Source organism: Sphaerotilus natans (assembly GCF_900156335.1).
GTDB lineage: Bacteria > Pseudomonadota > Gammaproteobacteria > Burkholderiales > Burkholderiaceae_C > Sphaerotilus > Sphaerotilus natans.
This window is the reverse complement of sequence record NZ_FTMZ01000012.1, coordinates 69224-94640: the sequence shown is the minus strand read 5'-3', so window position 1 is coordinate 94640 and position 25417 is coordinate 69224. Positions and strand designations below refer to the sequence as shown.

Annotated in this window: 19 protein-coding genes; 7 read left to right on the top strand and 12 right to left on the bottom strand. The window is 71.3% G+C overall.

Annotated elements, in window-relative coordinates; genetic code table 11:
* Positions 1-5: 5 nt before the first annotated feature.
* Complete coding sequence (locus tag BW996_RS12125) at positions 6-968, top strand: sodium-dependent bicarbonate transport family permease (protein ID WP_037478450.1); 963 nt, start codon at positions 6-8, stop codon at positions 966-968.
* 10 nt (positions 969-978) lie between these two features.
* Here BW996_RS12125 and BW996_RS12120 read toward each other — a convergent pair whose 3' ends face one another.
* Positions 979-1572 carry an exopolysaccharide biosynthesis protein gene (locus BW996_RS12120; RefSeq protein ID WP_037478453.1) on the bottom strand — a complete coding sequence of 198 codons (594 nt, stop codon included), beginning with the start codon at positions 1570-1572 and terminating at the stop codon, positions 979-981.
* A 287-nt stretch (positions 1573-1859) separates the two neighbouring features.
* Between BW996_RS12120 and BW996_RS12115 the strand changes: the two genes are divergently transcribed.
* Positions 1860-3134, top strand: coding sequence for a Glu/Leu/Phe/Val family dehydrogenase (locus BW996_RS12115; RefSeq protein ID WP_037478455.1), 1275 nt, complete (start codon positions 1860-1862; stop codon positions 3132-3134).
* Here the strand turns inward: BW996_RS12115 and BW996_RS12110 are convergent.
* Together BW996_RS12110 and BW996_RS12105 are read right to left on the bottom strand one after the other, a co-directional pair.
* A complete protein-coding gene (locus BW996_RS12110) occupies positions 3125-3589 on the bottom strand; it encodes an RES family NAD+ phosphorylase (RefSeq protein ID WP_037478458.1) in 465 nt (154 codons plus the stop codon). The two genes, BW996_RS12115 and BW996_RS12110, sit on opposite strands and share 10 nt — an antisense overlap.
* Before the next feature lie 18 nt (positions 3590-3607).
* The gene (locus BW996_RS12105; protein ID WP_051631574.1) at positions 3608-3985 is read right to left on the bottom strand and encodes an Xre family toxin-antitoxin system antitoxin; all 378 of its coding nucleotides are present in this window, start codon (positions 3983-3985) and stop codon (positions 3608-3610) included.
* A gap of 400 nt (positions 3986-4385) precedes the next feature.
* Here BW996_RS12105 and BW996_RS12100 point away from each other — a divergent pair, with 400 nt between their 5' ends.
* Positions 4386-4898, top strand: coding sequence for a hemerythrin domain-containing protein (locus tag BW996_RS12100; protein WP_037478461.1), 513 nt, complete (start codon positions 4386-4388; stop codon positions 4896-4898).
* Between the two features lie 22 nt (positions 4899-4920).
* Here BW996_RS12100 and ylqF read toward each other — a convergent pair whose 3' ends face one another.
* The gene (gene ylqF, locus BW996_RS12095) at positions 4921-5934 is read right to left on the bottom strand and encodes a ribosome biogenesis GTPase YlqF (RefSeq protein ID WP_051631575.1); all 1014 of its coding nucleotides are present in this window, start codon (positions 5932-5934) and stop codon (positions 4921-4923) included.
* A 93-nt stretch (positions 5935-6027) separates the two neighbouring features.
* Here ylqF and BW996_RS12090 point away from each other — a divergent pair, with 93 nt between their 5' ends.
* Positions 6028-6258 (top strand): hypothetical protein, encoded by a 231-nt coding sequence (locus BW996_RS12090; protein ID WP_081837956.1) that lies wholly within the window; start codon positions 6028-6030, stop codon positions 6256-6258.
* A 12-nt stretch (positions 6259-6270) separates the two neighbouring features.
* Here BW996_RS12090 and sbcB read toward each other — a convergent pair whose 3' ends face one another.
* Both sbcB and BW996_RS12080 read right to left on the bottom strand, forming a co-directional pair.
* Complete coding sequence (gene sbcB, locus BW996_RS12085; protein ID WP_037478463.1) at positions 6271-7737, bottom strand: exodeoxyribonuclease I; 1467 nt, start codon at positions 7735-7737, stop codon at positions 6271-6273.
* A 47-nt stretch (positions 7738-7784) separates the two neighbouring features.
* The gene (locus tag BW996_RS12080) at positions 7785-8744 is read right to left on the bottom strand and encodes a DNA ligase (protein WP_081837957.1); all 960 of its coding nucleotides are present in this window, start codon (positions 8742-8744) and stop codon (positions 7785-7787) included.
* 268 nt (positions 8745-9012) lie between these two features.
* Between BW996_RS12080 and BW996_RS12075 the strand changes: the two genes are divergently transcribed.
* Complete coding sequence (locus BW996_RS12075; protein ID WP_139330862.1) at positions 9013-9951, top strand: coiled-coil domain-containing protein; 939 nt, start codon at positions 9013-9015, stop codon at positions 9949-9951.
* 239 nt (positions 9952-10190) lie between these two features.
* Positions 10191-11516 (top strand): UDP-glucose dehydrogenase family protein, encoded by a 1326-nt coding sequence (locus BW996_RS12070; protein ID WP_037478467.1) that lies wholly within the window; start codon positions 10191-10193, stop codon positions 11514-11516.
* Positions 11517-11603: 87 nt separating this feature from the next.
* Here BW996_RS12070 and BW996_RS12065 read toward each other — a convergent pair whose 3' ends face one another.
* From BW996_RS12065 to BW996_RS12055, 3 genes are all read right to left on the bottom strand, one after another.
* A complete protein-coding gene (locus BW996_RS12065) occupies positions 11604-12794 on the bottom strand; it encodes a porin family protein (protein WP_037478470.1) in 1191 nt (396 codons plus the stop codon).
* A gap of 178 nt (positions 12795-12972) precedes the next feature.
* On the bottom strand, positions 12973-15159 hold the full coding sequence (locus tag BW996_RS12060) for a putative bifunctional diguanylate cyclase/phosphodiesterase (RefSeq protein ID WP_081837958.1): 2187 nt from the start codon (positions 15157-15159) through the stop codon (positions 12973-12975).
* 11 nt (positions 15160-15170) lie between these two features.
* A complete protein-coding gene (locus BW996_RS12055) occupies positions 15171-19097 on the bottom strand; it encodes a response regulator (protein ID WP_051631576.1) in 3927 nt (1308 codons plus the stop codon).
* A gap of 250 nt (positions 19098-19347) precedes the next feature.
* Between BW996_RS12055 and BW996_RS12050 the strand changes: the two genes are divergently transcribed.
* Positions 19348-20703: a sensor histidine kinase gene (locus tag BW996_RS12050; protein ID WP_051631493.1), complete on the top strand. Its 1356-nt coding sequence runs from the start codon at positions 19348-19350 to the stop codon at positions 20701-20703.
* A 30-nt stretch (positions 20704-20733) separates the two neighbouring features.
* Here BW996_RS12050 and BW996_RS12045 read toward each other — a convergent pair whose 3' ends face one another.
* The 3 genes from BW996_RS12045 to BW996_RS12035 all read right to left on the bottom strand — a co-directional run bounded on the left by BW996_RS12045 (position 20734) and on the right by BW996_RS12035 (position 25410).
* On the bottom strand, positions 20734-21423 hold the full coding sequence (locus BW996_RS12045) for a response regulator (protein WP_241461814.1): 690 nt from the start codon (positions 21421-21423) through the stop codon (positions 20734-20736).
* Complete coding sequence (locus tag BW996_RS12040; protein ID WP_037477955.1) at positions 21416-24091, bottom strand: sensor histidine kinase; 2676 nt, start codon at positions 24089-24091, stop codon at positions 21416-21418. Before BW996_RS12040 ends, BW996_RS12045 begins: the two co-directional genes overlap by 8 nt.
* A gap of 113 nt (positions 24092-24204) precedes the next feature.
* Positions 24205-25410 (bottom strand): EAL and HDOD domain-containing protein, encoded by a 1206-nt coding sequence (locus BW996_RS12035; RefSeq protein ID WP_037477957.1) that lies wholly within the window; start codon positions 25408-25410, stop codon positions 24205-24207.
* Between the last annotated feature and the right edge of the window lie 7 nt (positions 25411-25417).

Below are 25417 nucleotides of genomic sequence, written 5' to 3'. Positions count from 1 at the left end.
CGGCCATGATGCCCCTGCTCGACCCCGCCGTTCTCTTCTTCGCCGTCGGCCTGCTGGCCGGCGTGCTGCGCTCCGACCTGGAGGTGCCGCCGCAGGTGGCGCGCTTCCTGTCGCTCTACCTGCTGATGGCGCTGGGCCTGAAAGGCGGCTTCGCGCTGTCGGCCGGCGGCCTGCCGGCGGACGGGCTGGCCGCGATCGGCCTGGCGCTGGTGATGGCCACGCTGGTGCCGCTGGCGGGCTGGTGGCTGCTGCGCCGGGTCACGGAGCCGGCCAATGCGCTGGCGGTGGCCGCCGCCTACGGCTCGGTCAGCGCGGTGACCTTCGTGACCGCGCACCAGCAGCTCGAACAGCTCGGCCTGACGCCGGGCGGCCACATGACCGCCGCGATGGTGCTGATGGAAAGCCCGGCGCTGCTGATCGCGCTGATGCTGCGCAGCCGGCTGGCCACCACGCCGGCCCACGGCAGCGGCGGCCGCAGCCTGCTGCAGCCGGTGCGCGAGGCCTGCACGCACGGCACGCAGCTGCTGCTGCTCGGCGCGCTGGCCATCGGCTGGATCAGCGGCGAACACGGCCAGCAGACGATGAAGCCCTTCACCGGCGATCTGTTCAAGGGCCTGCTCGCCTTCTTCCTGCTCGACATGGGCGTGCAGGTGGCACGCCAGCTCGGCGCGGTGCGCCAGGCCTCGGGCTGGCTGCTGGCCTATGCGGTGCTCGGGCCGCTGGCGCACGCGCTGATCGCGCTGCTGCTGGCCGCGCTGGTCGGCCTGAGCATCGGCGACGCGGCGATGCTGATGGTGCTGGCCGCCAGCGCCAGCTACATCGTCGTGCCGGCCGCGCTGCGCCAGGCGGTGCCGGAGGCCAATCCGGCGCTCTACCTCGGCCTGGCGCTGGGCGTGACCTTCCCGCTGAACCTGCTGCTGGGCATTCCGCTCTACACCGCGATGGCGCGCAGCGTGCTGGGCGGCTGAGCGCGACCGCTCAGAGCCAGCCCATCACCTGCTGCCCGGCCGCGGCAGCGGTGTCGACGATCAGCCCGGCGCTGAACCAGCCGAAGGCGATCGCGCCCAGCCCGGCCGGCAGCGACAGCATCAGCAGCAGCCCGTCGCGGTACATCCAGCCCAGGCCGAGCAGCACCAGGCTGAGCCCCGGCAGCACATTGCCGAAGGGCAGCGGCAGGAAGATCACCACCGCCATCGCCGCGATCCACAGCCGCCACCAGGCAAAGGCGGCCGGATGGCGCAGCAGCCGCCAGCGCCGGCGCAGCAGCCGGCCCGCGCCGCCGTGCAGCCAGGCCAGCGCCCGCAGGCAGCGCCGCGACCAGACCTCGTCAAGCCGGAAGGCCGCCAGACGCCCCGGCACGACCGTGCCCCGCGGCCGCGGCCAGCGCCAGGCCAGCGCGAACAGCAGCAGGCTCAGCACCGTGCCCACGCCGGACACCGGCATCACGCACAGCAGCGACACCACCAGCAGCAGCACCGCCTGCGAGCCGCGCCCGTGCAGCGCCAGCAGCTCGGCCACGCTGACCGGCTGCGCCGCGCCCAGCGCGCGATGGAAAGGTTCGGATCGGATCATGGCGGGGCAGTCTGGCAAGGTCACGCCGCCCCAGCCAGCAGGCCCGGCCTGAACATCACTGCGACGTGACCGAAGCCCGCGCTCTCATGGTTGCCCCGAATGGATGCACCCGCACGGTGCATGTCAGCACCTCGTCAGCAAGGCGAGGAAGCCATGCACATCTTGCATGGAATCGACGGAAACCAGGTCGCCTCCTTGTCTACAGTGACGCCGATGACGTGCCGCACGGACCCAACAGGCCCGAAATCGGCGCGATCTTCATCGAACTCGCCACAACGAGGCTTTTCATGCACGACACGCTTTCCTTCATCACGCCCGACCCGCACAGCGCCTGGGGCACCTACCTGTCCCAGGTCGACCGCGTGCTGCCCTACCTCGGCCCGCTGGCCCGCTGGGGCGAGACGCTCAAGCGGCCCAAGCGCGCGCTGATCGTCGACGTGCCGATCGAGATGGACGACGGCACGGTGCGCCACTTCGAGGGCTACCGCGTGCAGCACAACCTCAGCCGCGGCCCCGGCAAGGGCGGCGTGCGCTACCACCCGGCGGTGACGCTGGAGGAAGTGATGGCGCTCTCGGCCTGGATGACGGTCAAGAACGCCGCGGTCAACCTGCCCTACGGCGGCGCCAAGGGCGGCATCCGCGTCGATCCGCGCCAGCTCTCGCACAAGGAACTCGAGCGTCTGACGCGGCGCTACACCAGCGAGATCGGCCTGGTCATCGGCCCGCAGCAGGACATTCCGGCGCCGGACGTGGGCACCAACCCGCAGGTCATGGCCTGGATGATGGACACCTACTCGATGAACGTCGGCGCCACCGCCACCGGCGTCGTCACCGGCAAGCCGGTGCATCTGGGCGGCTCGCTCGGCCGGGTCAAGGCGACCGGCCGCGGCGTGTTCGTGACCGGCCGCGAGGCGGCGCGGCGCATCAACCTGAACCTGGACGGCGCCCGCGTGGCGGTGCAGGGCTTCGGCAACGTCGGCTCGGCCGCGGCCGAGATGTTCGTCAGCGCAGGCGCGAAGATCGTCGCGGTGCAGGACCACACCGGCACGATCGCCAATCCGGCCGGCATGGACATGGCCGCGCTGATGGCGGTGGTGCGCCGCGACGGCGGCGCGGGCGCCTTCACGCAAGCCGAGCGCATCGACGACGAGGCCTTCTGGGACACCGACTGCGACATCCTGATTCCGGCCGCGCTGGAAGGCCAGATCACGCTGGCGCGCGCCAACCGCCTGAAGGCGCGCCTGGTGCTGGAGGGCGCCAACGGCCCGACGCACCCGGACGCCGACGACGCGCTGGCCGAGCGCGGCATCCTGGTCGTGCCCGACGTGATCTGCAACGCCGGCGGCGTGACGGTGTCCTACTTCGAGTGGGTGCAGGACTTCTCGTCCTTCTTCTGGACCGAGGACGAGATCAACGTGCGCCTGGACAAGATCATGGTGGACGCGCTGCGCCGCATCTGGGACACCGCCGACCGCCACAAGATCACGCTGCGCACCGCCACCTTCGCGGTGGCCTGCGAGCGCATCCTGATGGCGCGCCAGGAGCGCGGCCTCTACCCCTGAAGCAGCCGGGGATCGAAGGTGAAGGGCGCGTCATCGACGACGCGCACCCGCCTGATGTCCGCGTGGTGCGGATTGAGCAGCAGGTTGCGCTCGATCGGAATCACCGCCGACGGCACGCTCAGCGCCACGCTGCGCCGCGACATCAGCCAGTCGGTGCCGAGCGCGGCCAGCTCGTCGGGCGCCGGCACCTGGACCCAGTGGGCCGGCAGGTCGGCCACCTCGACCCGCTCGATGCCGAGGTCGTCGGGCAGCTCGATCGTCAGCAGCCGCAGGTCGTCGGGCGCATCGAGCGGATCGACATGCACCAGCACCTCCAGCGCGGCCAGCGCCGCCGAGCTGGCCGCATAGACGATCGGCCGACCGCGCCGGTGCCAGCGTCCGCCCGCGTACAGGCCGCCGATGCCGTCGAGCGCCGTGGCCACGAACGGCTGGCGGCAGATGCGCCATACCCTCAAGATCCGCCTTCCCCGTCTTCAGCTGAAGATGCCGTGATTCAGCCGGACCAGCACCTCCGCGACCTGGTGCGCGCCGATGTCGGTGTCGAGCAGGTCGAACGGCACCTCGCCGCCGAGCGCCCGGTTGGGCGACTTCAGCCAGCGGCGCGCCTTCTCGGCCGAGCCGAGCACCTCGGTGGCCTGCGCGATCGTGCGCGACAGGCGGTAGAGCCGGTCGGACTCCTGCGGCGTGAAGCGGTGCTCGGTCTTGCGGCGGGCCAGCGTGCGCAGCGGAATGCCGAGCACCTGGGTGATCTGCTGCGGCGCCATGTCGAGCTGCGTGGCCACCGACTCGAAGACCGAGTACGGCAGCCCCTGGCGCACGGCGTTGCGGGTGTCGATCAGGATGTTGGCCATATGGCCATGGTAGCACTGCCAAACGGCACAAAGCCAGACGACACGAATCCAGCGTGCCCGGATGACGGCGGGCCGCAGCGGTTATCCTCGCCCGCTTGCCCGGCATCAAGCGCGCCGGACCGCTCGCCTGCTAGTGTCGTGTCGTCGATCAACCGCCGCATCCTGCAACCGCCGCATGCAGCCTCCGTCGCATGCCGCTGCGGAGCATGCAGCCTCCGTCATCCTCGCGAAGGCGAGGACCCACGCCCGCCACAGCCCCGCTGTCTGTCGTGGGTGCCCGCCTTCGCGGGCATGACGGAATGGCGGGTATGACGGAACGGCGGGCATGCCGGTCCCGCGCCCCTGTGCCACCCCGCGTCCCTTGATTCGCCCCCTGCCTGTCCTGCCAGAAGCCGCCACCATGTCCGAGATCACCACCGCGATCGTCTGGAACGATCAGCTCCTCAACCACCATCCCGAGATGGACGCGACGCACCGCGAGTTCGTCGACCACCTCGCGCAGGTCCAGGCCGCGCTCGACGGCCCGCAGGACGAGCTGCTGGCGCGCTATGACGCGATGCTCGAGCACACCGTCGAGCACTTCGCGCAGGAAGACCGCTGGATGAAGGACCTGGGCTTCAGCGCTGACAACTGCCACAGCTCGCAGCACGGCCAGGTGCTGGCGGTGATGCGCGAGGTGCGCCGCCAGCATGCCGAGGGTCAGAGCGACCTGATCGGCCGGCTGCTGCCCGAGCTGATGACCTGGTTCGAGAACCACGCCCAGGCCGCCGACGCCGGCCTGGCCGGCTCGATGGAGGATGTCGGCTACGACGTGCGAAGCGGCGTGATGACCAACCCGCCGCGCGGCGGCGCCAGCGCCGAGGACGGCGAGCCGGTGACCGAGCACGGCGGCTGCGGCAGCTCGAGCTGCTGAGCCCGCACGCCGAGGCCTGGCCTCAGGCGTCGCCGCCGTCGCCGCCGCTCTCGCCTTCGTTGTCGCCGTCGTTTTCGCGCTCGTCGTCGGGCTGCGCGTCGCGCGAGGAGCGGCCGCGGCGGCTGCGCTTCTTCTCCAGCCGCGCGGCCTGCAGCGCGGCCTCGGCCTCCTCGGCCGCGGCGGTCAGCGCCAGATGCTCCTCGGGCAGCTCCAGCGTGATGCGCCCGAGCAGGCCGGCGCGGAATTCATGCAGCACGATCTCGGCGGCCTTCTGCAGGTTGATGCGTCCGCCCGAGAGCACCGCACCGCGCTTCCTGCCGATGGCGGCGAGCATCTCGGCGTCGTTCATCGCGGCGGTGTCGCCCGCCTGCAGCTTGTAGCGCGTCTCCAGCGCGCCGGGGTAGTCGCGGCGCAGCCGGCCGATCAGCACCTCGGCGACCACTTCCTCCTCGATGGCGTTGCGACCGACCGCGCCGGTGGCGGCCAGATGGAAGCCGCTCTGCTCGACCAGGATCTTCGGCCACAGCATGCCGGGCGTGTCGTAGAGATAGAAGTCGTGGGCCAGCGCGATGCGCTGCTCGGTCTTGGTGATGCCCGGCTCGTCGCCGGTCTTGGCGGCGCGCTTGCCGGTCAGCGTGTTGATCAGCGTCGACTTGCCGACGTTCGGGATGCCGCAGATCAGCACCCGCATCGGCTTGTCCAGGCCGTTGCGGTTGGGCTTGAGCTCGCGGCAGGCGGTGATCAGGCGCTGCGCCGGCGCGCTCATGCTCGCATCCAGCCCGATCGCCCGCGTGTCGGGCTGGCTGTTGTAGTGCGCCAGCCAGGCCTCGGTGCGCGCCGCATCGGCCAGATCCTGCTTGTTGAGCACCTTCAGCGCCGCGCGGCCCTGCGTCAGGCTGGCGATGAGCGGATTGGCGCTGGAGCCCGGCGCGCGCGCATCGAGCAGCTCGATCACCACGTCGATGCCGTCCTTCACGCGCGCGAGGATGGCCTGACGCGTCAGGTGCATGTGACCGGGGAACCACTGGATGGCCATGTCGAGACTCCTTTTTCTGGCGGGCGCGGTTGCAGGCGCGGGAGTGTGCCACCACGATCACGAACCGTGTCGTCCAGCGGCTACGATCGGGCCATGGCAATCAAGACCTATACCCTCGAAGTCCAGCGCTACAAGGCCGCCGCGAGCACGCACGGCCTGGTCAATGTCAAGTTCGACGCCCTGCTGGTGCCCCGCAACACGCCCGAAGGCCAAGAGCCCTCGCACATGCTGAGCATGAGCGAGGCCGACGCGCGCACGCTGATGCTGCTGCTGAAGGCGCAGCTCTCCGAGTTCGACAAGAAGAAGGCGCGCAGCCAGCGCTGAAGCAGCCGCCGTTCAGGCCATCTCCGGCGCGATCTGCTCGCCGTAGTCGACCAGCGCGCCGAGCCGATCCATCGCCACCTCGTCGTCCTCGCGCTCGGCCGCCAGCGTGTCGATGCGCTCCTGGAAACGCTGCAGCGTCATCGCGCCGGCCTGGCCTTCGATCAGCCGCGCGGCGCAGTGCGCCTGCCAGCGCGCCTGCTCCGCGTCGGTCAGCGTGGCGGGGAAGTTGCGCGCGCGGTAGCGCCAGACCACTTCGTCCAGACGCTCGTCGTCGAAGGCCGGGGCGCGGCCGGCGCTGGCCGCCCACTGCGCCTCGCTCATGGCGCGCAGCCGCGCGAGCCGGCGCCGGTCCTCGTTGTCGAGAAAGCCGCTGTAGAGGCTGGCATCGGCGTCGGGCAGGCCCTCCGTCTCGGGCCGCGCGAAGACCTCGGCCCAGATGCCGCCGAGCGTGCGCACCTGCGTCGCGGCGATCTCGGCATGGCGCGCGCAGGCGTCCAGGTCCAGCCCCCAGTGCGCGGCGCGCTCAGGCGTCAGCGTCTTCAGGTTGGAAATGACGATCGGGCACTTGTTGATGTGGATGGTCTTGACCGGCAGCCGGGTCACGCCCTCGGGCAGCGCATCGGCGCGGGTGAACAGGCGCAGGCGCAGCGTCTCGGCGTCCAGCCCCAGCAGCTCGGAGGGGTCGTGCGAGAGATCCCAGACGATCAGCTCGTTGCGGTTGGTCGGATGCGTGGCCAGCGGCCAGACCAGCGCCAGCCCGCCGCGCTCGACGCCGTACATGCCCGAGATGTGCAGCAGCGGGCGGCCCTGCGACTGCGCGCGGGTGATCTCGGCCTGCACCGCCTCCTTCTTGCGCAGGCCGAGACAGAAGTCGAACAGCCGCGGCTGCGCCTGGCGCAGCGCCCGCGCCAGGCCGATGGTGGCGCGCACGTCCGACAGCGCGTCATGCGCGTCCTCGTGCACGATGCCGTTGGCCACGCTCAGGTCTTCCAGCCGGAAGGACGGCCGCCCGTCCGGATGGCGCGGCCAGTTCATGCCCTCGGGCCGCAGCGCCCAGGCGCAGCGCACCACATCGACCAGATCCCAGCGGCCGCAGCCGTTCTGCCACTCGCGGGCGTAGGGGTCGATCAGGTTGCGCCAGAACAGGTGGCGGGTGAACTCGTCGTCGAAGCGCAGCGTGTTGTAGCCCAGCGCGACGGTGCCGGGCCGGGCCATCTCGGCCTCGATCGCGGCGGCGAAGGCGTGCTCGGGCAGACCTTGCGCCAGCGCCTGCTGCGGCAGGATGCCGGTCAGCAGGCAGCTCTCCGGATCCGGCAGGTAGTCCGGCGCGGGCTGGCAGAAGTGCATGATCGGCGACCCGATCTCGCGCAGCTCGGCGTCGGTGCGGATCGCGGCGAACTGCGCGGGGCGATCACGGCGCGGGTCGCGTCCGAAGGTCTCGTAGTCGTGCCAGAGGAAGGTGAAGTCTGCGTCGGCCATGCCCGGCACCTTAACCGATCCGGCCGCCAGCCCCGCCGGGTGCGCACTCACGGCTCCCCGCCGATGCGCAAGAAGCTGGGAAAGCGCGGCAGCCCATGGCGGGTCTGGCCACGACAGCTGTAGACGATGCGGCTGCCCACGGGCGGCGGCGCGGCGCGCTGCGCATCGCTGAAGCCGGTGCCGATCAGGAAGACGGTGCCGTCGGCATTGCGCACCTGCAGCGCGCCCATCAGGCCCGACAGCCGGCCCTCGCCCGGGGTGTGGCCGATGACCACCGCCTCGTCCTCCTGCACCGGCTTGAGCTTGAGCAGCCAGTCGGTGCGCCCGGCGACAAAGGGCGCATCGGCGCGGTGCAGCATCAGGCCCTCGCCACCAGCGGCGACCACCTCGTCGAGCCAGACCCGCAGCGCCTCGCGGCTCTCGACGCGCCGCTGCTCGGCGGCCACCAGCTGCGGCCAGTCCTGCTGCGCGACGATCTCGACCAGGCGGGCGACACGCTCGTCGAAACGGCCGCCCCCGCGCGGCAACTCGAAGACCAGGTAGACGACCTGCGCCCAGTCGGCCTCGACCGGACGGCGCCGGCGCACCAGCGCCGAGACCGCATCGAAGCGGCCCGGCCCGCGCCCGAGCCAGAGCTCGCCGTCCAGCGGCACCTGCGCCGGCAGCCGCGCCAGGAAGCCGGCCGAGGCCTGGATGATCTGGCCATGGCGGGTGCGCAGCGCCCGGCCGTCCCAGACCGCACGCACGCCGTCGTACTTCTCGCTGACCAGATGGCCGGCCGGGTCGATGTCCGGCGGCGCCATGCGCGCCAGCGTGACGCCGAAGCGCTCGCCGGGCCGGGGTTCCGGATCCGTCAGCGCGGGCGGCACCGCCAGCACCTTCCAGACCACGCCGAACCAGCCCCCCAGCAGCGTCAGTCCCGAGCGCAGACCGAGCCGCCGTCCGCGCCGGTGCGCCGCCCTGCCTCCTGTCTCGTCTGCCGTGTCATCTGCTGTGTCGTCTGCCATGGGGGTCTCCTGCAGATCTGCGGCGAATGTCCATCGCCATGCCAACTTCGTCACGCCCTACCGATGCCAGGCATGCTGTTCGCGGTACCTGATCGCCCGGATCCCTCCATCGGGGGACAGGGAAACCAAGGTTGCAAAAATGAAACCATGGTGAACGACCGCGACAGCATGCGGACCGGAAATGAGCGGAACCGAGAATGCGCCGGCCATGCCCCGCCTCCTGTCGTCGCCTCCGGCTCGGGTCCTGCCCCTGCAGCCTGTGCTGTCTGTGCTTCTCCTGCTGCTGTCGCTTGTCCTGGGCAGCCTGCCCCGGCCGGTCCAGGCCGAGCCTGCGCCCTCCAGCCCGGTCACGGTGGCCACCGCCCCCGCCACCTCCGCCGCCCTGCCGGCGTCCGGCGATCTGCTGGAGGCGCTGCCGCCCCCGGCCGCCGGCCCGCCGGTCCCGCCACGACAGGCCGCGCCGGCTCGTGCCACGGACAGCGCCGCGGACGCTGCGGAGACCACCGCCCTCTGCACCGCGCTGACACAGCGCTGCGAGCTCATCGAGACCGACACGCAAGCGCGTGCCCGGCAGCGCCAGGAGCTGGAGCGGCTGCAACGCCAGATCGAGCAGACCCGCCGCCTGCTCGACGACGAGCAGCGCCAGCTCGACACGCTGCGCCAGCAGGCCGACCGCGAGCTGCGCGAGCTGCAGGGCGTCCGACGCCAGCTCGAGGTCAATCGGCGCGAGATCGAGCGTCATCTGCAGCGCCAGGCGCTCGAATCGGAGCAGCTCGAGCAGGAGCAGCTGCGCAGCGCCGAGGAGCTGCGCCGCCATGCCACGCTCGCCGCGCTGCGCGAGCACCGCCTGCTGGTGGCCGGGCTGATCCGCGCCTCGCTGGAGCTGCTGCGCCCCAGCGCGCAAGCCCCCCGACCGGACCCCGATCCCGGCCGGCTTTTCATGCATCAGGTGGCCGAGTCCGGCTTCGCGCCGGTCGATGTGCAGCAGCTGCTGCGCCGTCAGCTGGCCCGGCCGCAGCCGCCCGACAGTGCGCCGGTACGCGATCAGCTCGCCACTCGGCTGGGGCTGATGCAGCGCCACCTGGCGGTGGCCGAACGCATCGCCGCCGCGCTGCGCGATCCGGCGCAGCGCGCCCGGGTGCAGGACAGCCTGAAGGCCGAGCAGGCGGCCCATGCGCTGCTGCGGCGGCATGTCAGCCCGCGTTGAGCGGGCCGACACTGTCACAAAAGGTCTCGGCACTGTCGTGATCTAGGCACGATCGGCCCCGACAATGCGGGCAACATGCGGGTCAACCCGGTGACATCAGTGTCAGTGCCCGGCTCATCCGCTACAAAGGCGGTCGGCCGGAATCTGGATTCCAATCCGGAACCTGAACATCTTCTTTTTCTGCCGCGGGGCCATCGGGCTCCTAGGCTTCTCACTTCTTTTCTGAGGACATCCAAGCAATGAAAGTCACCGTCATCGGCACCGGCTATGTGGGCCTTGTGACCGGCGCCTGCCTGTCGGAAATGGGCAACCATGTGATGTGTCTGGACGTGGATCCGGCCAAGATCAAGATCCTGAACGACGGGGGCATCCCGATCCACGAGCCGGGACTGCTGGAAGTGGTTCGCCGCAACGTGGCGGCGGGCCGGCTGGAGTTCACGACCGACATCGAGAAGTCGGTGGCGCACGGCACGCTGCAGTTCATCGCGGTGGGCACGCCGCCGGACGAGGACGGCTCGGCCGACCTGCAGTACGTCACTGCCGCGGCGCGCAACATCGGCCGCCTGATGACCGACCACAAGGTGATCGTCGACAAGAGCACGGTGCCGGTGGGCACGGGCGACAAGGTGCGCGCGGCGGTGGCCGACGAGCTGGCCAAGCGCGGCCTGCCGGACATGGAGTTCTCGGTGTGCTCGAACCCCGAGTTCCTGAAGGAAGGCGCGGCGGTGGCCGACTTCATGCGCCCGGACCGCATCGTGGTGGGCGCCGAGGACGAGCGCGCGATCCTGCTGATGAAGGCGCTCTACCAGCCTTTCGTGCGCAACCGCGACCGGATGATCATCACCGACATCCGCTCGGCGGAGTTCATCAAGTACGCGGCCAACTGCATGCTGGCCACGCGCATCAGCTTCATGAACGAGATGAGCCGGCTGGCCGAGAAGGTGGGCGCCGACATCGAGATGGTGCGGGTGGGCATCGGCTCGGACCCGCGCATCGGCACGCAGTTCCTGTACCCGGGCGTGGGCTACGGCGGCAGCTGCTTCCCGAAGGACGTGAAGGCGCTGGCGATGATCGCGGCCGAGAACGGCATGCCGAGCAAGATGCTGACCGCGGTCGAGGAGGTCAACGAGGAACAGAAGATGGTCCTCGTGCACAAGATCGTGGCCAAGTACGGCGAGGACCTGTCGGGCAAGACCTTCGCGATGTGGGGTCTGGCCTTCAAGCCCAACACCGACGACATGCGCGAGGCGCCGAGCCGCGTGATCATCCAGGAGCTGCTGGCGCGTGGCGCCAAGGTGCAGGCTTATGACCCGGTGGCGGCCACCGAGGCACAGCGGGTGATGGAAGGCTGGACGGGCCTGAGCTACGCCGAAGGCCAGAAGCAGGCGCTCGAAGGCGCCGACGCGCTGCTGATCGTCACCGAGTGGAAGGAATTCCGCACGCCGGACTTCGACGGCATCGCCACCAGCCTGCGCGACAAGATCGTCTTCGACGGGCGCAATCTGTACGAGCCGGAGTTGATCCGCTCCTTCGGGCTGGAGTATCTGTCGATCGGCCGGCGCTGAGCGGCCAGATGCCGGAGCGCGGGCCGAAGCCGGCCCGCAACGACAAGGGGCGCCGCGGCGCCCCTTCTTCATGCGCCCAAGCAGGGCTCAGCGCAGATAGATCTGGCCGGAGCAGCTGTAGGTGGTGACCTTGTACTGGGTCGACAGCTGGCTGGTGGTGGCGTAGGACACCGAACGGTTCGCCCAGCTCAGGCCGCAGCCCAGATCGATGTTGCGCATCAGCGCGTAGCTGACGTTCAGCGACAGGCCGGTGGTGCGGTCGCTGCCGCTGATCGTGCCCTGCTCGAGCGAGCGGCGCGCGTAGGTCAGGCCCGCATCGACGCCGATCTTCGCGGTCGCCTGCCAGTTGGCGCCCAGCCGCAGCGAGGTGGTGTTCTGGGCCTGGTCGGTGTTGGCGCGCAGCAGGTTGCTGACGTAGTCGAAGCTGGCGTTGCTGGTGTCGCGGCTCAGGCGCAGCTGGGTCGAGAACTTGCCCGTCGGCTTCCAGTTCCAGCCCAGCGAGCCGGTCCAGGCATTGCGGTCGCGCTCGAGGCCGTTGGCATAGCTGTAGGCCTCGCGGGTCAGGCTCAGGCGAGCGTCATAGCTGCTGGCGCCCCCCGGGGTGACGAAGGCCAGCAGATCCAGATCGTTGCGGCCCACCTCGCTGCCGACGTCGACATAGTCGACCTTGCCGTGACGCAGGCTGGCGCCCAGCGTCAGACCACTGGCCGGGCGCACCCGGAAGCCGGCGTTGAACGAAGTCTGATCGGCGTTGGAGCTGCGATAGGCGGCCGCGCTGTAGCGCGTCTGACTGGCGGCCGCGCCGGCCTCGAAGGTCCACATCGTCACCAGGCCGACCCGGCCGGTGGCATTGAGCGAGCGGGTGCTCAGCAGGTTGCGCTCGCCCGCCGCCAGATAGTTGGTATCGGTCGGCAGGCTCTGCGCGGCACGCAGCGCCACCGTGCCGGACACCCGCTCGACCGTCTCGAGATCGAGCCGGGCGTCGAGCGCGTAGTCGGTGTTGTTCAGATAGTCAAGGCTGCTGTAGCGATTGTGGTTGGCGCTCAGGCTGGCCGACAGGCGCTGGCGGCTGATCGGCTGGTCCAGGCCCAGGCGCACGCCGGTCGAGGAAATGGTGTCCGACAGCGCCCGGGCATCGGTGCCGTAGAAGACATTGCTGTTGCGGGTGAAGGCCTGGGAAGCGCCGACATACCAGGGGCTGGTCTCGGCCTGCGCGGCCTGGGCGGCCAGCAGCAGCGTGGCGGTCAGCGGAAGAAGGCGGGCGGCGTGTCGGTTCATGGGGGCGGTCCCTGTCGATTCGGTCGGTTGGCTCGAAGCGCCCGCGATCCTAATGCACCCCGGGCCTGTCCGGATTCTGTCGCCATGGAACCCCAGGTTTCCAGGTCGAGCCCCGCCGAACCGGCACGATTACCGCGGAATCTCGCCGCACCGCCGACGAGGCCGCCGGCACTGTGGCTCAGACGCCGCGCCCGGCTCGGCGCCTGAGCCAGCGAACCACCTCGTCGGCCGGCATCGGATGGGCGAAGCGCCGGCCCTGCAGGGTGTCGCAGCCCAGACCACGCAGCACCTGCTCCTGCAGGTCGGTCTCCACCCCTTCGGCCACCACCCGCAGCCGCAGCGAGCGCGCCAGCGCCACCACTGCCGTCACCACCGCGGTGCTCTGCTCGCGCTCGCCGAGATGGCACACGAAGGAGCGGTCGATCTTGAGCTCGCGGATCGGCAGCTGGGTCAGATAGGCCAGCGAGGAGTAGCCGGTGCCGAAATCGTCGATCGCGATCTCGATGCCGGCCTGGGTCAGCCGGTGCAGCACCGGGATGACCTGGTCGAGATTGCGCATCAGCCCGGTCTCGGTGATCTCGAGCTGCAGCGCGCGTGCCGGCAGTCCGGCGCGCTGCGCGGCCTCGCGCACCTGCTCGACCAGATCGAAGCGCTCGAAGGCGCGGCTGGGCAGATTGACCGCCACCACCAGCTCGATGCCATGATGGTCGCGCCAGGCGGCGATCTGGCGCGCGGCCTCGCCGATCGCCCACTCGCTCATCGGCACGATCAGGCCGGTCTCCTCGGCCACGGGAATGAAGTCGGCCGGCTGGACCAGGCCGCCGCCGTCACGCCGCCAGCGCATCAGCGCCTCGACCGCGCGCACCCGGCCGTCGATCACGTCGACCTGCGGCTGGTAGTGCAGCACCAGCTCGCCGCGCTCGAGCGCCTTGTGCAGCGCGGTCTCGATCTCGAGCTTCTCGCGGCCGCGCCCGACCAGATCGGGATGGAAGACATGGCGGGCATTGCGCCCGTCGGCCTTGGCGGCGTACATCGCCATGTCGGCATTGCGCAGCAGATCGACCACCGAGACACCGTCGCGCGGATAAAGGCCCACGCCGATGCTGGCGGTGACGAAATACTCGCGCCCGGCCAGCACCACCGGCTCGCGCAGCGCCTGCAGCATCGCGTCGGCCACCGCGACCGCCTGCGCCTCGTCGGCCACCTCGGGCAGCAGCGCGACGAACTCGTCGCCGCCGAGCCGGCCGACCGCCTCCAGCGCGCGGTGCGAGCGCAGCGTGGCGCTGTCGATGCCGGGATCGAGAATCTGGTCGCAGTGATGCACGCAGCCGCGCAGGCGCCGGCCGATCTCCACCAGCAGGTCGTCGCCGCGTGCATGGCCGAGGGTGTCGTTGATGGTCTTGAAGCGGTCCAGGTCGATCAGCAGCAGCGCGAAGGTGTGGCCGAGGCGCTGCGCGCTCTCCAGCGCCTTGCCGGCCCGCCAGATCAGCTGGTGGCGGTTGGGCAGCTGGGTCAGCGAGTCGAAGTTGGCCAGCACCCGGATCTTGTCTTCGGCCTGGCGGCGCTCGGTCACGTCCTGCAGGATGCCGCCGTAGCCGGCCAGCCGGCCCTGCTCGTCGAACTGCGGCTCGGCCTCGACATGCAGCACCCGCTCGCCGCGGATCGCCACGTCGCAGTCGATCATGCAGGCCTGGCGCACCGCCTCGCGCAGGCGCGCCAGCATCGGCCGGCGCTGCGCCGGCACCACCAGATGCAGCACCTCCACCGGCGACAGCGCGCCGGCATGGCTGCGCCCCAGCACCCGCAGGGACTCGGGCTCGAGCACCAGGCCCTGGCCGTCGCGCCACTCGAAGCTGCCCATGCGGGCCAGATCCTGCGCCCGCGACAGGCGCGCCTGGCTGCGCAGCAGCGCCATCTGCACCCGGGCCGAGCGCAGCAGGTAGTGCAGCCGCGCCGCCAGCAGCGTCCACTGGTGGGACTTGACGAAGAAGTCGGTCGCGCCGGCCTGGAAGGCCTGCTCGATCGAGTCCTCGTCCTCCAGCCCGGTCAGCATCAGCACCGGCATCAGCTCGAAGCCGGGCAGCTCGCGCAGCTCGCGGCAGGTCTCGAAGCCGTCGAGGCCCGGCATCATCGCGTCGAGCACGATCACGTCGGGCAGCCAGTCGGCGAGCTGGCGCAGCGCCGCCAGTCCGCCCTCAGCCTCGCTCACGGAGAAGCCGCGCTCGCGCAGCGCGGCGGCGGTCAGCAGCAGATTGACCGGGTCGTCGTCGACCAGCAGGACACGCGGCGCGCGGTCGCCCTGCCCGAGGCCCGACGCATCCGGCTCATCGCCCAGGCCGAGGCCCAGCTCCCTGTCCCTGTCCATGTGTCGAAGATTCACTGCAATCGTCCTGTCTCCGCGGCCTGGGCCGGGGCTGCTGCCGTCATCGTCTCCAGCCGCTGCCGCACCCCGGTCTGGATGCGGATCATTTCCTCGCTCAGGCCCTGGAGCATCGTCGTCAGGGTCCGGGCATCCTGGCCCTGGCGCAGCGCCTGCTCGCATTCGCCGCACAGCGCCGCCAGCCGCAGCGCGCCAAGACTGGCCGCCGACGAGCGCAGGGTATGGGTGACATGGCGCACCGCGGCCGGATCATGTCCGAGCGGCCCGGGCTCGAGCATCGGCAGCAGCCGGCTGATCGAGGCGTCGAAGGCCTGCATCACCCGGCGCACCAGCTGGTTGCGCCCGCCCGGATCGAGGTCGTGCAGACGCTTCATCGCCTGCGGATCCAGCAGCGCGGGCTGCGGCTCGGACGGCGGCTCCAGCTCAGGCTCGGGCAGATCCAGCCTCAGCGAATGCTCGATGCGCTCGAGCTCGGCCTCCACCCGCGCCGGCGCGAGCTCGCCCGGCGCGGTGTGCGCCGCCGCCTCGACCTCGGCCATGCCCTCGGGCCCGAGCCGATCGCCCAGGAAACGCGCCAGCAGCGCCAGCAGCTGGGTCTGGCGGTAGGGCTTGGCCAGATAGGCATCGAAGCCCAGCGACAGGAAACGGTCCTCGTCGCCCGCGAGCGCATTGGCGGTCACCGCGATGACCGGCGTGCGCCGCGGCGTGGCGAAGCGCCAGCGCGCATCCGGGCCGCTGCGCAGGCAGCGCAGCGCCTCGATGCCGTCCATGCCCGGCATCTGGATGTCCATCAGCACCAGGTCGAAGCGGCGCTCGCAGAGCTGGCGCAGGCCCTCCATCGCCGAGCTGGCCACCCGCACCGCGCAGCCCAGGCGCTGCAGCATCTGGCCCATGACCTCCTGATTGACCGGGTTGTCCTCGACCACCAGCACCTGCGCGCCGAACTGCGGCGCCGCCACCTCGCCGGCGGGCCGGGCCTCGGCGCCCAGGCCCAGGATCAGCTGGCGCAGCTCGGTGCGGCGCACCGGCTTGTGCAGGAACAGATCGAAGCCGGCGTCGCGGGCGATGCGGGCGTCGTCAGGTGCCGCCACCGACGACAGCAGCACCTTGTGCGCCTGCCGGGCCAGACCCTGCTGCCGCAGGTGCTGCGCCAGCGCGATGCCGTCCATGTCGGGCATGTGCCAGTCGATCAGCAGCAGGTCGAAGGGCAGCTCGCCCGGGCGCTGCGCCTGCTGGCGCAGCAGCGCCAGCGCCTGCTCGCCCCCGGCAGCCAGCGTCACCCGCAGCCCCCAGGCGCCGAGCTGGTTGTCGAGCACGGTGCGGTTGGTCTCGTGATCGTCGACCACCAGCACCGACAGGCCCGGCAGCGGTGCCGTCTCGGCCGGATCGCTCAGGGCCGGATCCTGCGGCGCCTGCGGCGAAGCGGCCACCGACCCGGCCTCGGGCGCCGGACCGGACACGCCCGCAGCCGGCAGGCCGACCGGCACCGTGAACCGGAAGACCGAGCCCAGGCCCGGCCGGCTCTCGACCTCGATGGTGCCGCCCATCAGCTCGACGAGCTGGCGCGAGATCGCCAGGCCCAGGCCGGTGCCGCCGTAGCGCCGCGCCATGCCCTCATGGACCTGGGTGAAGGCGGTGAACAGGCGCGGCACCGCTTCCGGCGCGATGCCGATGCCGGTATCGCGCACCTCGACAACGAGGTCGTGGCGCACCGCGTCGGCCGGGTCGCCATGCGCCGGCCGGAGGGGAGACAGCAGGCGCAGGTGAACCGCCACCTCGCCGCGCTCGGTGAACTTGATCGCGTTCGAGACCAGGTTGGTCAGCACCTGGCGCAGCCGCAGCGCGTCGGCGCGCACCACCGGCGGCAGGTCGTCGCCGGCCTGCGCGATCAGCTCCAGTCCCTTCTCGTGCGCCCGCGGCGCCAGCAGCTCCAGCGTGTCGTCGAGCAGCGCATGCAGACCGAACTCGGCGGTGACCAGCTCGAGCCGGCCGGCCTCGATCTTGGCGAAGTCCAGCACGTCGTTGATGATCTCCAGCAGCGACTCGCCCGAGCGGTAGACCGCCTGCGCGAAGCGGCGCTGGCGATCATCGAGCCGGGTGCCGAGCAGCAGCTCGGTCATGCCGAGAATGCCGTTCATCGGCGTGCGGATCTCGTGGCTCATCGTCGCCATGAACTGGCTCTTGGCCCGGCTGGCGCTCTCGGCGGCATCGCGTGCAGTCTGCAGCTGCAGCTCGCGCTCGCGCTCCTCGGTCACATCGTCGAGCAGGCCGTAGACACGCATCTCGCCGCCGGGCAGCTGGCGCACACGGGTGCGCTGGCGCAGCCAGCGCAGGCCGTGCACCGGATGGTGGATGCGCAGCGTCACGTCGCTGGCACTGCCCTGGCGCTCGAGCTCGCGCTGGCGCTCGAGCTGCGGGCGGTCCTGCTCGAGCACCCGCAGCGACAGCAGCCCGTCGGCCGGCCAGGGCGGCTGACCCGGCAGACCCAGCATGTCGAGCACCCGCGCACCGACATAGCTCGGCTCCTCGCTGCGGTTGCTGGTGACGAAGACGCCCTCGTCGATCGCCTCGACCAGCTCGCGGTAGCGCTCCTCGGACTCGCGCAGCTGCCGTGCGTCGCGGCGCTGCTGGGTGATGTCGCGCAGCTGGCAGATCAGCACCGTCGGTCGGCCCAGCCGGTTGCGCACCGCGACATGGCGGGCGCTGAACAGCCGCTCGCCCTCCGCGCCCCCCGGACAGGAAAATTCATGCTCGACCGAGCCGGTGCTGCCCAGCGCGCGCACCAGCTGCGGCCGCAGGCGCTCCTCCACCGGCGTGCCCAGCAGCTCGTCGAGCCCCCAGCCCCCGGCCTGCGCGCCCGCCACCGAGAACTCCAGCTCGGCCTGCCGGTTCAGCGACACCACCCGGAACTGCTGCGCATCCAGCACCACCAGGCTGATCGGAATGTGCTCGGTCAGCACCGCCAGCAGCGCGCGCCCCTCGTCGATGCCGAACTCGCGCTCCTTGCGGTCGGTCACATCCCGGCAGACGCAGACCACCCGCGGCTGGCACTCGACGGTATCGATGACGACGCGGCCGTCGATCTCCAGCCAGTAGCTGCCGCCGGGCAGCACATCGTCGACGCCGCGCAGCGCCACCATCTCGCGCACGAAGTCGTCGCCGCGCAGCAGGCTGTCGCGCAGCATCAGCGCGGCGCGCGTGTCCTCGCCCCCCGTGCCGGGCAGGATCTCCCAGAGCCGCCGGCCCTGCAGGCGCTCCGGCGCATGGCCGCTCACCTGGGCGAAGCCGGGATGCACCCATTCCACCAGGCCCTGGGCGTCGGTGATCAGCACGCCCTGGCCGATGCGCGCGGCCAGCATCTGCAGCCGGGCCTCGCGTCGGCCCGCCTGCGCCAGCCGCTCGCGCTGGCGCTCACGCTCTGCCAGCAGCCCGAGCATCTGCCCGAGCCATTCGAGCTCCAGGCGGACCTCGGCGGCCAGCGGACGCGGCTGGTGCAGCTCCAGCACCGCCACCGCGCGGTCGGCGCAGAGCACCGGCAGGGCCAGCAGACCGCTCAGACCCGGCGGCCACCAGGGCATCGGCCCGAAGGCATCGAGGCTGATTCGGCCTTGGGCCGGCGCCAGCGTGGCCAGGGCCTGACCGAGCACGCCCTGGCCCGGCGCACAGGGCACAAGCTGGTCGAGATCGATGCGGTCCTCGTCCGGCCAGGACAACAGCGGCCAGGGCCGCAGCAGCGCGCAGCCCGGCTCTCCATCCTCCACCTTCAGCACGCTGCCGCCGGATGCGCCGGTGTACTGGCACAGCGCCTCGAGCGCCTGCGCCAGCGCCTCGCCCAGGGTGGTGCAGGCACGGAGCTGCCGGGCCAGCCGCAGGACCGGGCTGCCCGCCTCGGGCTCGTGGTGCAGGACGGAATCAGGCGACATGGCAGGCAGGATCGGCGGGCAGGACCGGGATCGGAGGCGGAGGCGGAATCGGCAACGGGTTTCTCGGAACGAATACGCGACCACCGGATCCGGACTGCGCGCAGCATAGGTGCAGCCCATCCGCGCCAAGCCGCGAAGAAGCGGCGCCGGACCCCTCGAACGCGCAATTTCGCCGAACTCGGAAACGGGCATGATGCTTTCCCGCATCGGTGCCGGGCATCGGCGGGAGCCGTCCCTACAATCGCCCGCCATGTCCCTGCCACCGCGCGAACCGGCCTCCTGGCCCCTGGCAGCCCGCCTGGGCGGCATCGTCGTGACCGCGACGCTGCTGCTGCTGTGCGTGCACTGGCTGGCCGGTCCCCGCCCGCCCGCCCTGCCGCTGTCCGCCCTGCTGGCCCTGCTGGCCTTGGTGCTGGCCGCCCTGGTGGCGCAGCTTCAGACCCTGCTGATGCGCCTGGCGCAGGGCCTGAAGAGTCGGGATCGATCGACCGAGGCGGAGCCGCCTTCAGGTGCCTCGCGGCTGCCGCAGCAGCCCGGCGCCGACCCCCTCCAGCCCCCGGCGCTGCGCCTGAGCGTCGCCCAGCTGCTCGAGCTGCAGCGCCAGCTGCTGCAGGGCCTGCCCGGGCCGGCGGTGCTGCTGCGACCGGCCCGGGCGGCGACATCGCCCTGGCAGCTGCTGAGCGCCAACGAGATGGCCCGCGCCACGCTGCCGCCGCAGGACAGCCTCGCGCTCGACCGGATGCTGGCGGAGCTGGTGGCGCTCAGCGCGACCCCCGGCGCCCGGGCGCGGCGCATCGACCTGCCCGACGGCAGCCTGGTGCTGTGGCTGCCCCCGGCCGCCGAACCCGAGCCCCCTGCTCCGCCGACCCCGCCCGAGACCGCCGCCAACGCCTCGCCCGCCACCGAGGCCGCACCGCCCGAAATCCGTGCCGCCGAGGACGACCGCGCCGCGATCGTCTACACCGTCTCGCACGACCTGCGCGCACCGATCCGCGTCATCGAGGGCTTCACCCGCATCGTGCGCGAGGACTACGGCCACCTGCTCGACCGGGTCGGCAACGACCACCTCGAGCGCATCATGGGCGCGGCCACGCGCATGAACGGCATGATCGATGCGCTGCTGGCGCTGTCGCGGCTGTCGACCCAGCCGCTGCAGTCGGTCGAGGTCGACCTGAGCGCGATGGCCCGGCAGATCATCGAGGAGCTGCGCCAGCAGGCCCCCGAGCGCCAGGTCGAGGTGCGCATCGCCGAAGGCCTGCGTGCCAGCGGCGACCCGGCCCTGCTGCGCATCGTGCTCGACAACCTGATCGGCAATGCCTGGAAGTACTCGTCGCGCCGCGAGAACGCGCTGATCGAGTTCGGCCGCACCCGCGACCCGGTGCTCGAGCATGAAGCCTTCTTCGTGCGCGACAACGGCGCCGGCTTCGACATGCGCTTCGCCAGCCGGCTGTTCGGCGCCTTCCAGCGCCTGCATGGCGCCACCGAGTTCGCCGGCACCGGCGTCGGCCTGGCTTCGGTGCGGCGCATCCTGCGCCGCCACGGCGGCGACATCCGTGCCGAGGCGGCGGTCAATCAGGGGGCGACGTTCTGGTTCACGCTGGGGTGAATCCCGCCAGACCGACCTCGAGGCCGGTCCTCAGATCCCCCCCGCCAGCGCCAGCCGCTCCAGCGCCTCCACCATCGCGCGGCAGCTCTGCAGCAGTGGCCGACCTTCCTGGCGGGCCAGGCGCTCCAGGCGCTGCAGCGCGGCCGCGCGGTCCAGCGAGAAGCGGTGCATCACGATGCCAACCGCGATCGCCACCATGTCGTCGAGCGGCTCCGGCGCGGCCGGCGCCTCGGCCGGCACGCGGGTGACCGCCGCCACCGGCACGGACTCGGGCAGCTGCAGCGCGGCGTCGCGCTGGCTGCGCACCTGCACCAGCGCCTGCTCGACCGCCGGGATGATCTGCGCGATGTCGAGCGGCTTGACCAGCGAGGCCAGCGCGCCCAGCGCGCGGATCTGCGCCAGCGTGGCCTCGTCGGAGAAGGCCGACAGGAAGACGAAGGGCACCTGCAGCGCGTCGCGCAGGTAGCGCGCGACATCGAAGCCGCTCATGCCGTCCATGCGGATGTCGAGCAGCGCCAGGTCCGGGCGGTGCTCGCGCGCCAGCAGGATGGCGTCGTCGCCGTTGTCGGCGTCGATGATGTCGAAGCCGGCATCGGCCAGCCCGTGCACCACGGTGGCCAGCACCAGGCGGTCGTCATCGACGACCAGGATGCGGCCGCGCGAGGCGGCAGCCGCAGGAGGCGCCGGGAAAGGGGAAGGGGCGGCGGATCGGTCAGACACCATGTTCCTGCCTTGCTGATGCATGCGTTGCGGGAGAGGTTGAAGGCGAAGGGGCGGACGAAGGGGCCGACGATTGTCGCGCGGCGGCAGCCGCACCGGCACCGTCGCGCACCACGGGCGGACCGAGCCGCACGGTGGCGCGGACCCAGCCGTCGGCCGCGTCCATCGTCAGGCTGGCCTGGCGGCGCGGCAGCAGCGCACGCACCAGGCCCAGGCCGGAAACAGTGGCCGGGCGGTGGTCGATGCGGAAGCCCTCATGCAGCCGCCCGGCATTGCGGATGACGATCTCGACCGCATCGGCCTGCAGCGCCAGCCGGCAGTGCACCGGCGCCTCGGTCGAAGCACTGTGCTTGACCGCGTTGGTGAACAGCTCGTTGAGCGTCAGCGCGATCGGGATCGACTCGGCCTCGGGCAGCACCCAGGCAGGCGCGCCCTCATGCTGATCGAGCTGCAATTCGATCGGGTGACCGAAGGTGCGCTGCACCGACTGCGCAATCGCCTCGACCACGCTGCGCACGGCCAGCAGTCCGGTGTTGCCGACCTGCAGGCCGTAGACCTGCGCGATGGCCTGGACCTGGCCGACCACCTCGGCAATGAGCGGACGCACTTCGGGCCGGCGGTTCGCCGCCTGCTGCATCAGGCCGGCCACGCCCTGCAGATTGTTCTTGATGCGGTGATGAACCTCCTGCACCAGCATCTCGCGCTGGGCGATCGCCGCCTCCAGCTCGGCCTTCTGGGCCGCGCGCTGGGCGCTGACATCGGTGGCGACCATCAGCAGCTGGTCGACCCGGCTGCCGGCGTGCGCCAGCGGCAGGAAGCGCGCGTCCCAGACCTGCTCGGCACCGTCGCGACTCAGGACATATTCGCGCTGGGTCACGCCGTCAGGCTGGGCCAGCGCGGCCTCGAAGTCGGCGTGCAGCCGCTGTGCGACCTGAGGCGCGTAGAGCTGGCCCGGCGTGCGACCGATCGCCAGCTCGGGCGAGGCCACACCGCACAGGCCGGCGGCGACCCGGTTGAGCTGCTGCACCGTCATCGTCGCGGCATCGCAGACCGCGATCGCCATCGGCGCGGCCTCGATGATGCGCTGCAGCGAACTCTGGGCTTCGGCGATGCGCGCCTCGGCCTGGCGGCGCTGGTCGATGTCCATCATCGCGAAGGTCATCTCGCGCCGGCCGTCCAGCCCCTGGGTGGCCACCGCATTGCCGACGATCCAGAAGGTGCGCCCGTCGCAGGCCTGGACCTGGCATTCGAACTGCACCGCCTCGCCGTCGCGCAGCGCCTCGAACAGCGCCACCGTGCGGCGGAACGGATGCGAGGCCTGCGTCGTGGCGACGATGTCGAGCGGCCGGCCGAGAAAGTCGCCCAGGTCACCGCCGAACATGCGCCGCGCCGAGCGGTTCAGCCACAGGATGCGCCCGCGCTCGTCGGCGGTCACGATGCCCACCAGCACCGAGTCGAGCACCGCGCGGGTGCGGTCGGCCTGCTGGCCCAGCGCCAGCGCCATGCGCTCGCGCTCCAGCGCCAGATGCTCGAGCTCGACCTGCTGGGTCTTCAGCCGGGTGATCTCGCTGAGCACCGCGATCGCCTGCGGCGCCTCGCCCGGCGGGCCGATGCGGCGGATCGACAGCGCATGCCAGTGCGCCAGGCCATCGTCGCCACGCACCTCGATCTCGGTCTCGTGCAGGCCACCGTCGGACAGCGCCGCGCCGATCGGGCCATCCTCGTCGTAGGCGGTGTCGGCCGCCTCGCCGGTGCCGGCGCGCAGCAGCCGGCGGATGTCGGCGCCCAGCGCCTCGCCGGCGGGCACCTGAAGCATGCGCTCGAAGCGCCGGTTGCTGTGCACCACCCGAAAGCCGCGCAGCGAGGCGATGCCCACCGGCGAGCTCTCGACGATGCCGCGCAGATCCTCCAGCATCTGCTCGGCCTGGTCGCGCTGGTGTTCGGCGCTGCAGTCCTCGATCAGTCCGAGATAGCGACGCACGCCCTGGCGCAGGCCGCTGCAGCAGACCCGCGCACGCAGCCATCGTCCCGACAGGCTGGCGGGCGCCTGCAGCTGGCACACCCGCCCGCTGCCGTCACCGGGCTGCAGGCCGTCCAGCGCGCCCTCGCCCCAGCCCAGCAGGCCGCGCAGCAGCCTGCCCGCTTCGCCCAGATCGACCGGCACCTCGCCGACAAGCTGGGCCAGCCGCGCATTCGACTGCAGCACCAGCCCGGTCGCGTCGAACAGCACCAGGCCGACCGGCACCGATTCGAACCAGTGAAGATGCTCATGCGCCAAGCGCTCGAGCTGATCGCGCAGCACCGTCGCCTCGTCAGCGGGCAGCGACGTCAGGTCCGGACCGGCCGGGCCCGGTGTGGCCGGCAGCACCAGAGCCCAGCGCCCCTGGCCAAGCGCCACCAGCGAGCCGGCATCGCCCGGGGCGGGCGGCAGCGGCATGTCGCCGACCAGGACCGCGTGCAGCCGGGCATGCAGGCGATCGCCCAGCACCGGACGCAGATCGGCCAGCGCCGTTCCGGGCTCGAGCGCCAGACGGCGCAGCGCAGCACGGTTGAGCCGCTCGAGCCGCGCATCCGGACCGATCACCAGGACCAGGTCGGACAGCGCATCGAGCAGCGCGGATGGCAGCAGGAGAAGGTCGGCGGCAACCGACGGAGCAGGCGCGAACATGGCCGCAGTGTAGGCAGCCCCCGCGGACTTTTCCGAATCCAGCGGCCTGTCGGCCCGGCCTCAGGCCGAAGGCTGTCCGCTATGTCACGCCCTCATGGAGTCTCGCCTGCGGATCAACCCACATGCAGCGCGCTGCCCAGCGAGCGCAGCAGCGCCCGGTTGACATGGCGCATCGACAGATTGCAGGCCTGGACATGGTCGCGCACATCCAGGCCGCTGCCGCCTTCCAGCGTGCGCACCAGCTCAAGCACGCAGTGGTAGGGACCGCTGTCATCGACCAGCGCGGCATGCACATCGGCGGGCACCGGCAGCGTCGACAGCAGCTCGTCGAAGGGCTTCTGGAACATCCGGTCCAGCAGCGAGAACACGCCGCAGATGAACATCTCGCTGAGTTCCTCGCTGCCCGCGTTCTCGCCGGCCAGCGCCTCCATCAGCAGGCCACGGCGCACCGCGGCGAACATGACCGGACGCTGGTTCTGGTCATTGCCCGCCGTCACCAGCAGCAGCGACAGCCAGCGCTTCAGGCGCTGGTAGCCCAGCAGCATCACCGCATGAGAGAACGAGGTCACCTCGACCGTCAGCCCGAAGACCGGCGAGTTGATGTAGCGCATCAGCTTGAAGGCCAGCGAGGGATCGCGCTTGAGCGTGGCCTCGAGCACCGACAGCGGCTCCTCGTTGTTGACCTGGTTGATCAGGTCGAGCGTGACCTGCAGGTCCGGGCGGATACCGCCGCTGCTGCCGCGACGCGGCTTGACCGCCTCGTCGACCGGCCAGCCCAGCACCGCGATCGCGCCGCGCCGGAAGGCCCCCTCCATCTGCGCGATCGTCGTCACGCCCTCCTGGAAGAAGCCGATCGAGCGGGTCACGCCCGGCGGCGGCGGTCCGGCATCGAGCCGGCGCTCGTCGGCCAGGTCGATGATCGAGTAGCGGAAGGCGCCGAGCAGCTCGCGCGGCAGCGGATGGTTGGGGCGTCCCGACAGCAGCAGCATGTTGCCGTTGGCCGCCAGCTGCAGGATGTCATCGCGGTGCGCCGGATCGCCCGCCATGAACTTCGGCACCTCGATCACCACGTTGGCGGCCGGCTGGACCATCAGCAGATCGGCCAGCAGGCTCTCGCAGCGCACCGACAGCACCACCTGCGGCCCGTCCTGCGGCCAGACCTCGCTGACGGTGCGCAGCAGCTCGCCCACCGGCAGCCAGCGCGCCTGGCCCATCGGGAAGACCGTCAGGCGGGTGGCCATCACGTTGCGGTGACGGTCGATGATCGGGCAATAGCTCAGCGCGACCTGCCCGAGGATGGGAGCGTCCGGAAACAGCATGATGGGA

Coding starts and splice junctions, on each gene's coding strand:
- BW996_RS12125 (WP_037478450.1), top strand. CDS start 6: ATGATGCCCCTGCTCGACCCCGCCGTTCTCTTCTTCGCCGTCGGCCTG.
- BW996_RS12120 (WP_037478453.1), bottom strand. CDS start 1,572: ATGATCCGATCCGAACCTTTCCATCGCGCGCTGGGCGCGGCGCAGCCG.
- BW996_RS12115 (WP_037478455.1), top strand. CDS start 1,860: ATGCACGACACGCTTTCCTTCATCACGCCCGACCCGCACAGCGCCTGG.
- BW996_RS12105 (WP_051631574.1), bottom strand. CDS start 3,985: ATGGCCAACATCCTGATCGACACCCGCAACGCCGTGCGCCAGGGGCTG.
- BW996_RS12100 (WP_037478461.1), top strand. CDS start 4,386: ATGTCCGAGATCACCACCGCGATCGTCTGGAACGATCAGCTCCTCAAC.
- ylqF (WP_051631575.1), bottom strand. CDS start 5,934: ATGGCCATCCAGTGGTTCCCCGGTCACATGCACCTGACGCGTCAGGCC.
- BW996_RS12090 (WP_081837956.1), top strand. CDS start 6,028: ATGGCAATCAAGACCTATACCCTCGAAGTCCAGCGCTACAAGGCCGCC.
- sbcB (WP_037478463.1), bottom strand. CDS start 7,737: ATGGCCGACGCAGACTTCACCTTCCTCTGGCACGACTACGAGACCTTC.
- BW996_RS12080 (WP_081837957.1), bottom strand. CDS start 8,744: ATGGCAGACGACACAGCAGATGACACGGCAGACGAGACAGGAGGCAGG.
- BW996_RS12070 (WP_037478467.1), top strand. CDS start 10,191: ATGAAAGTCACCGTCATCGGCACCGGCTATGTGGGCCTTGTGACCGGC.
- BW996_RS12065 (WP_037478470.1), bottom strand. CDS start 12,794: ATGAACCGACACGCCGCCCGCCTTCTTCCGCTGACCGCCACGCTGCTG.
- BW996_RS12060 (WP_081837958.1), bottom strand. CDS start 15,159: ATGGACAGGGACAGGGAGCTGGGCCTCGGCCTGGGCGATGAGCCGGAT.
- BW996_RS12055 (WP_051631576.1), bottom strand. CDS start 19,097: ATGTCGCCTGATTCCGTCCTGCACCACGAGCCCGAGGCGGGCAGCCCG.
- BW996_RS12050 (WP_051631493.1), top strand. CDS start 19,348: ATGTCCCTGCCACCGCGCGAACCGGCCTCCTGGCCCCTGGCAGCCCGC.
- BW996_RS12040 (WP_037477955.1), bottom strand. CDS start 24,091: ATGTTCGCGCCTGCTCCGTCGGTTGCCGCCGACCTTCTCCTGCTGCCA.
- BW996_RS12035 (WP_037477957.1), bottom strand. CDS start 25,410: ATGCTGTTTCCGGACGCTCCCATCCTCGGGCAGGTCGCGCTGAGCTAT.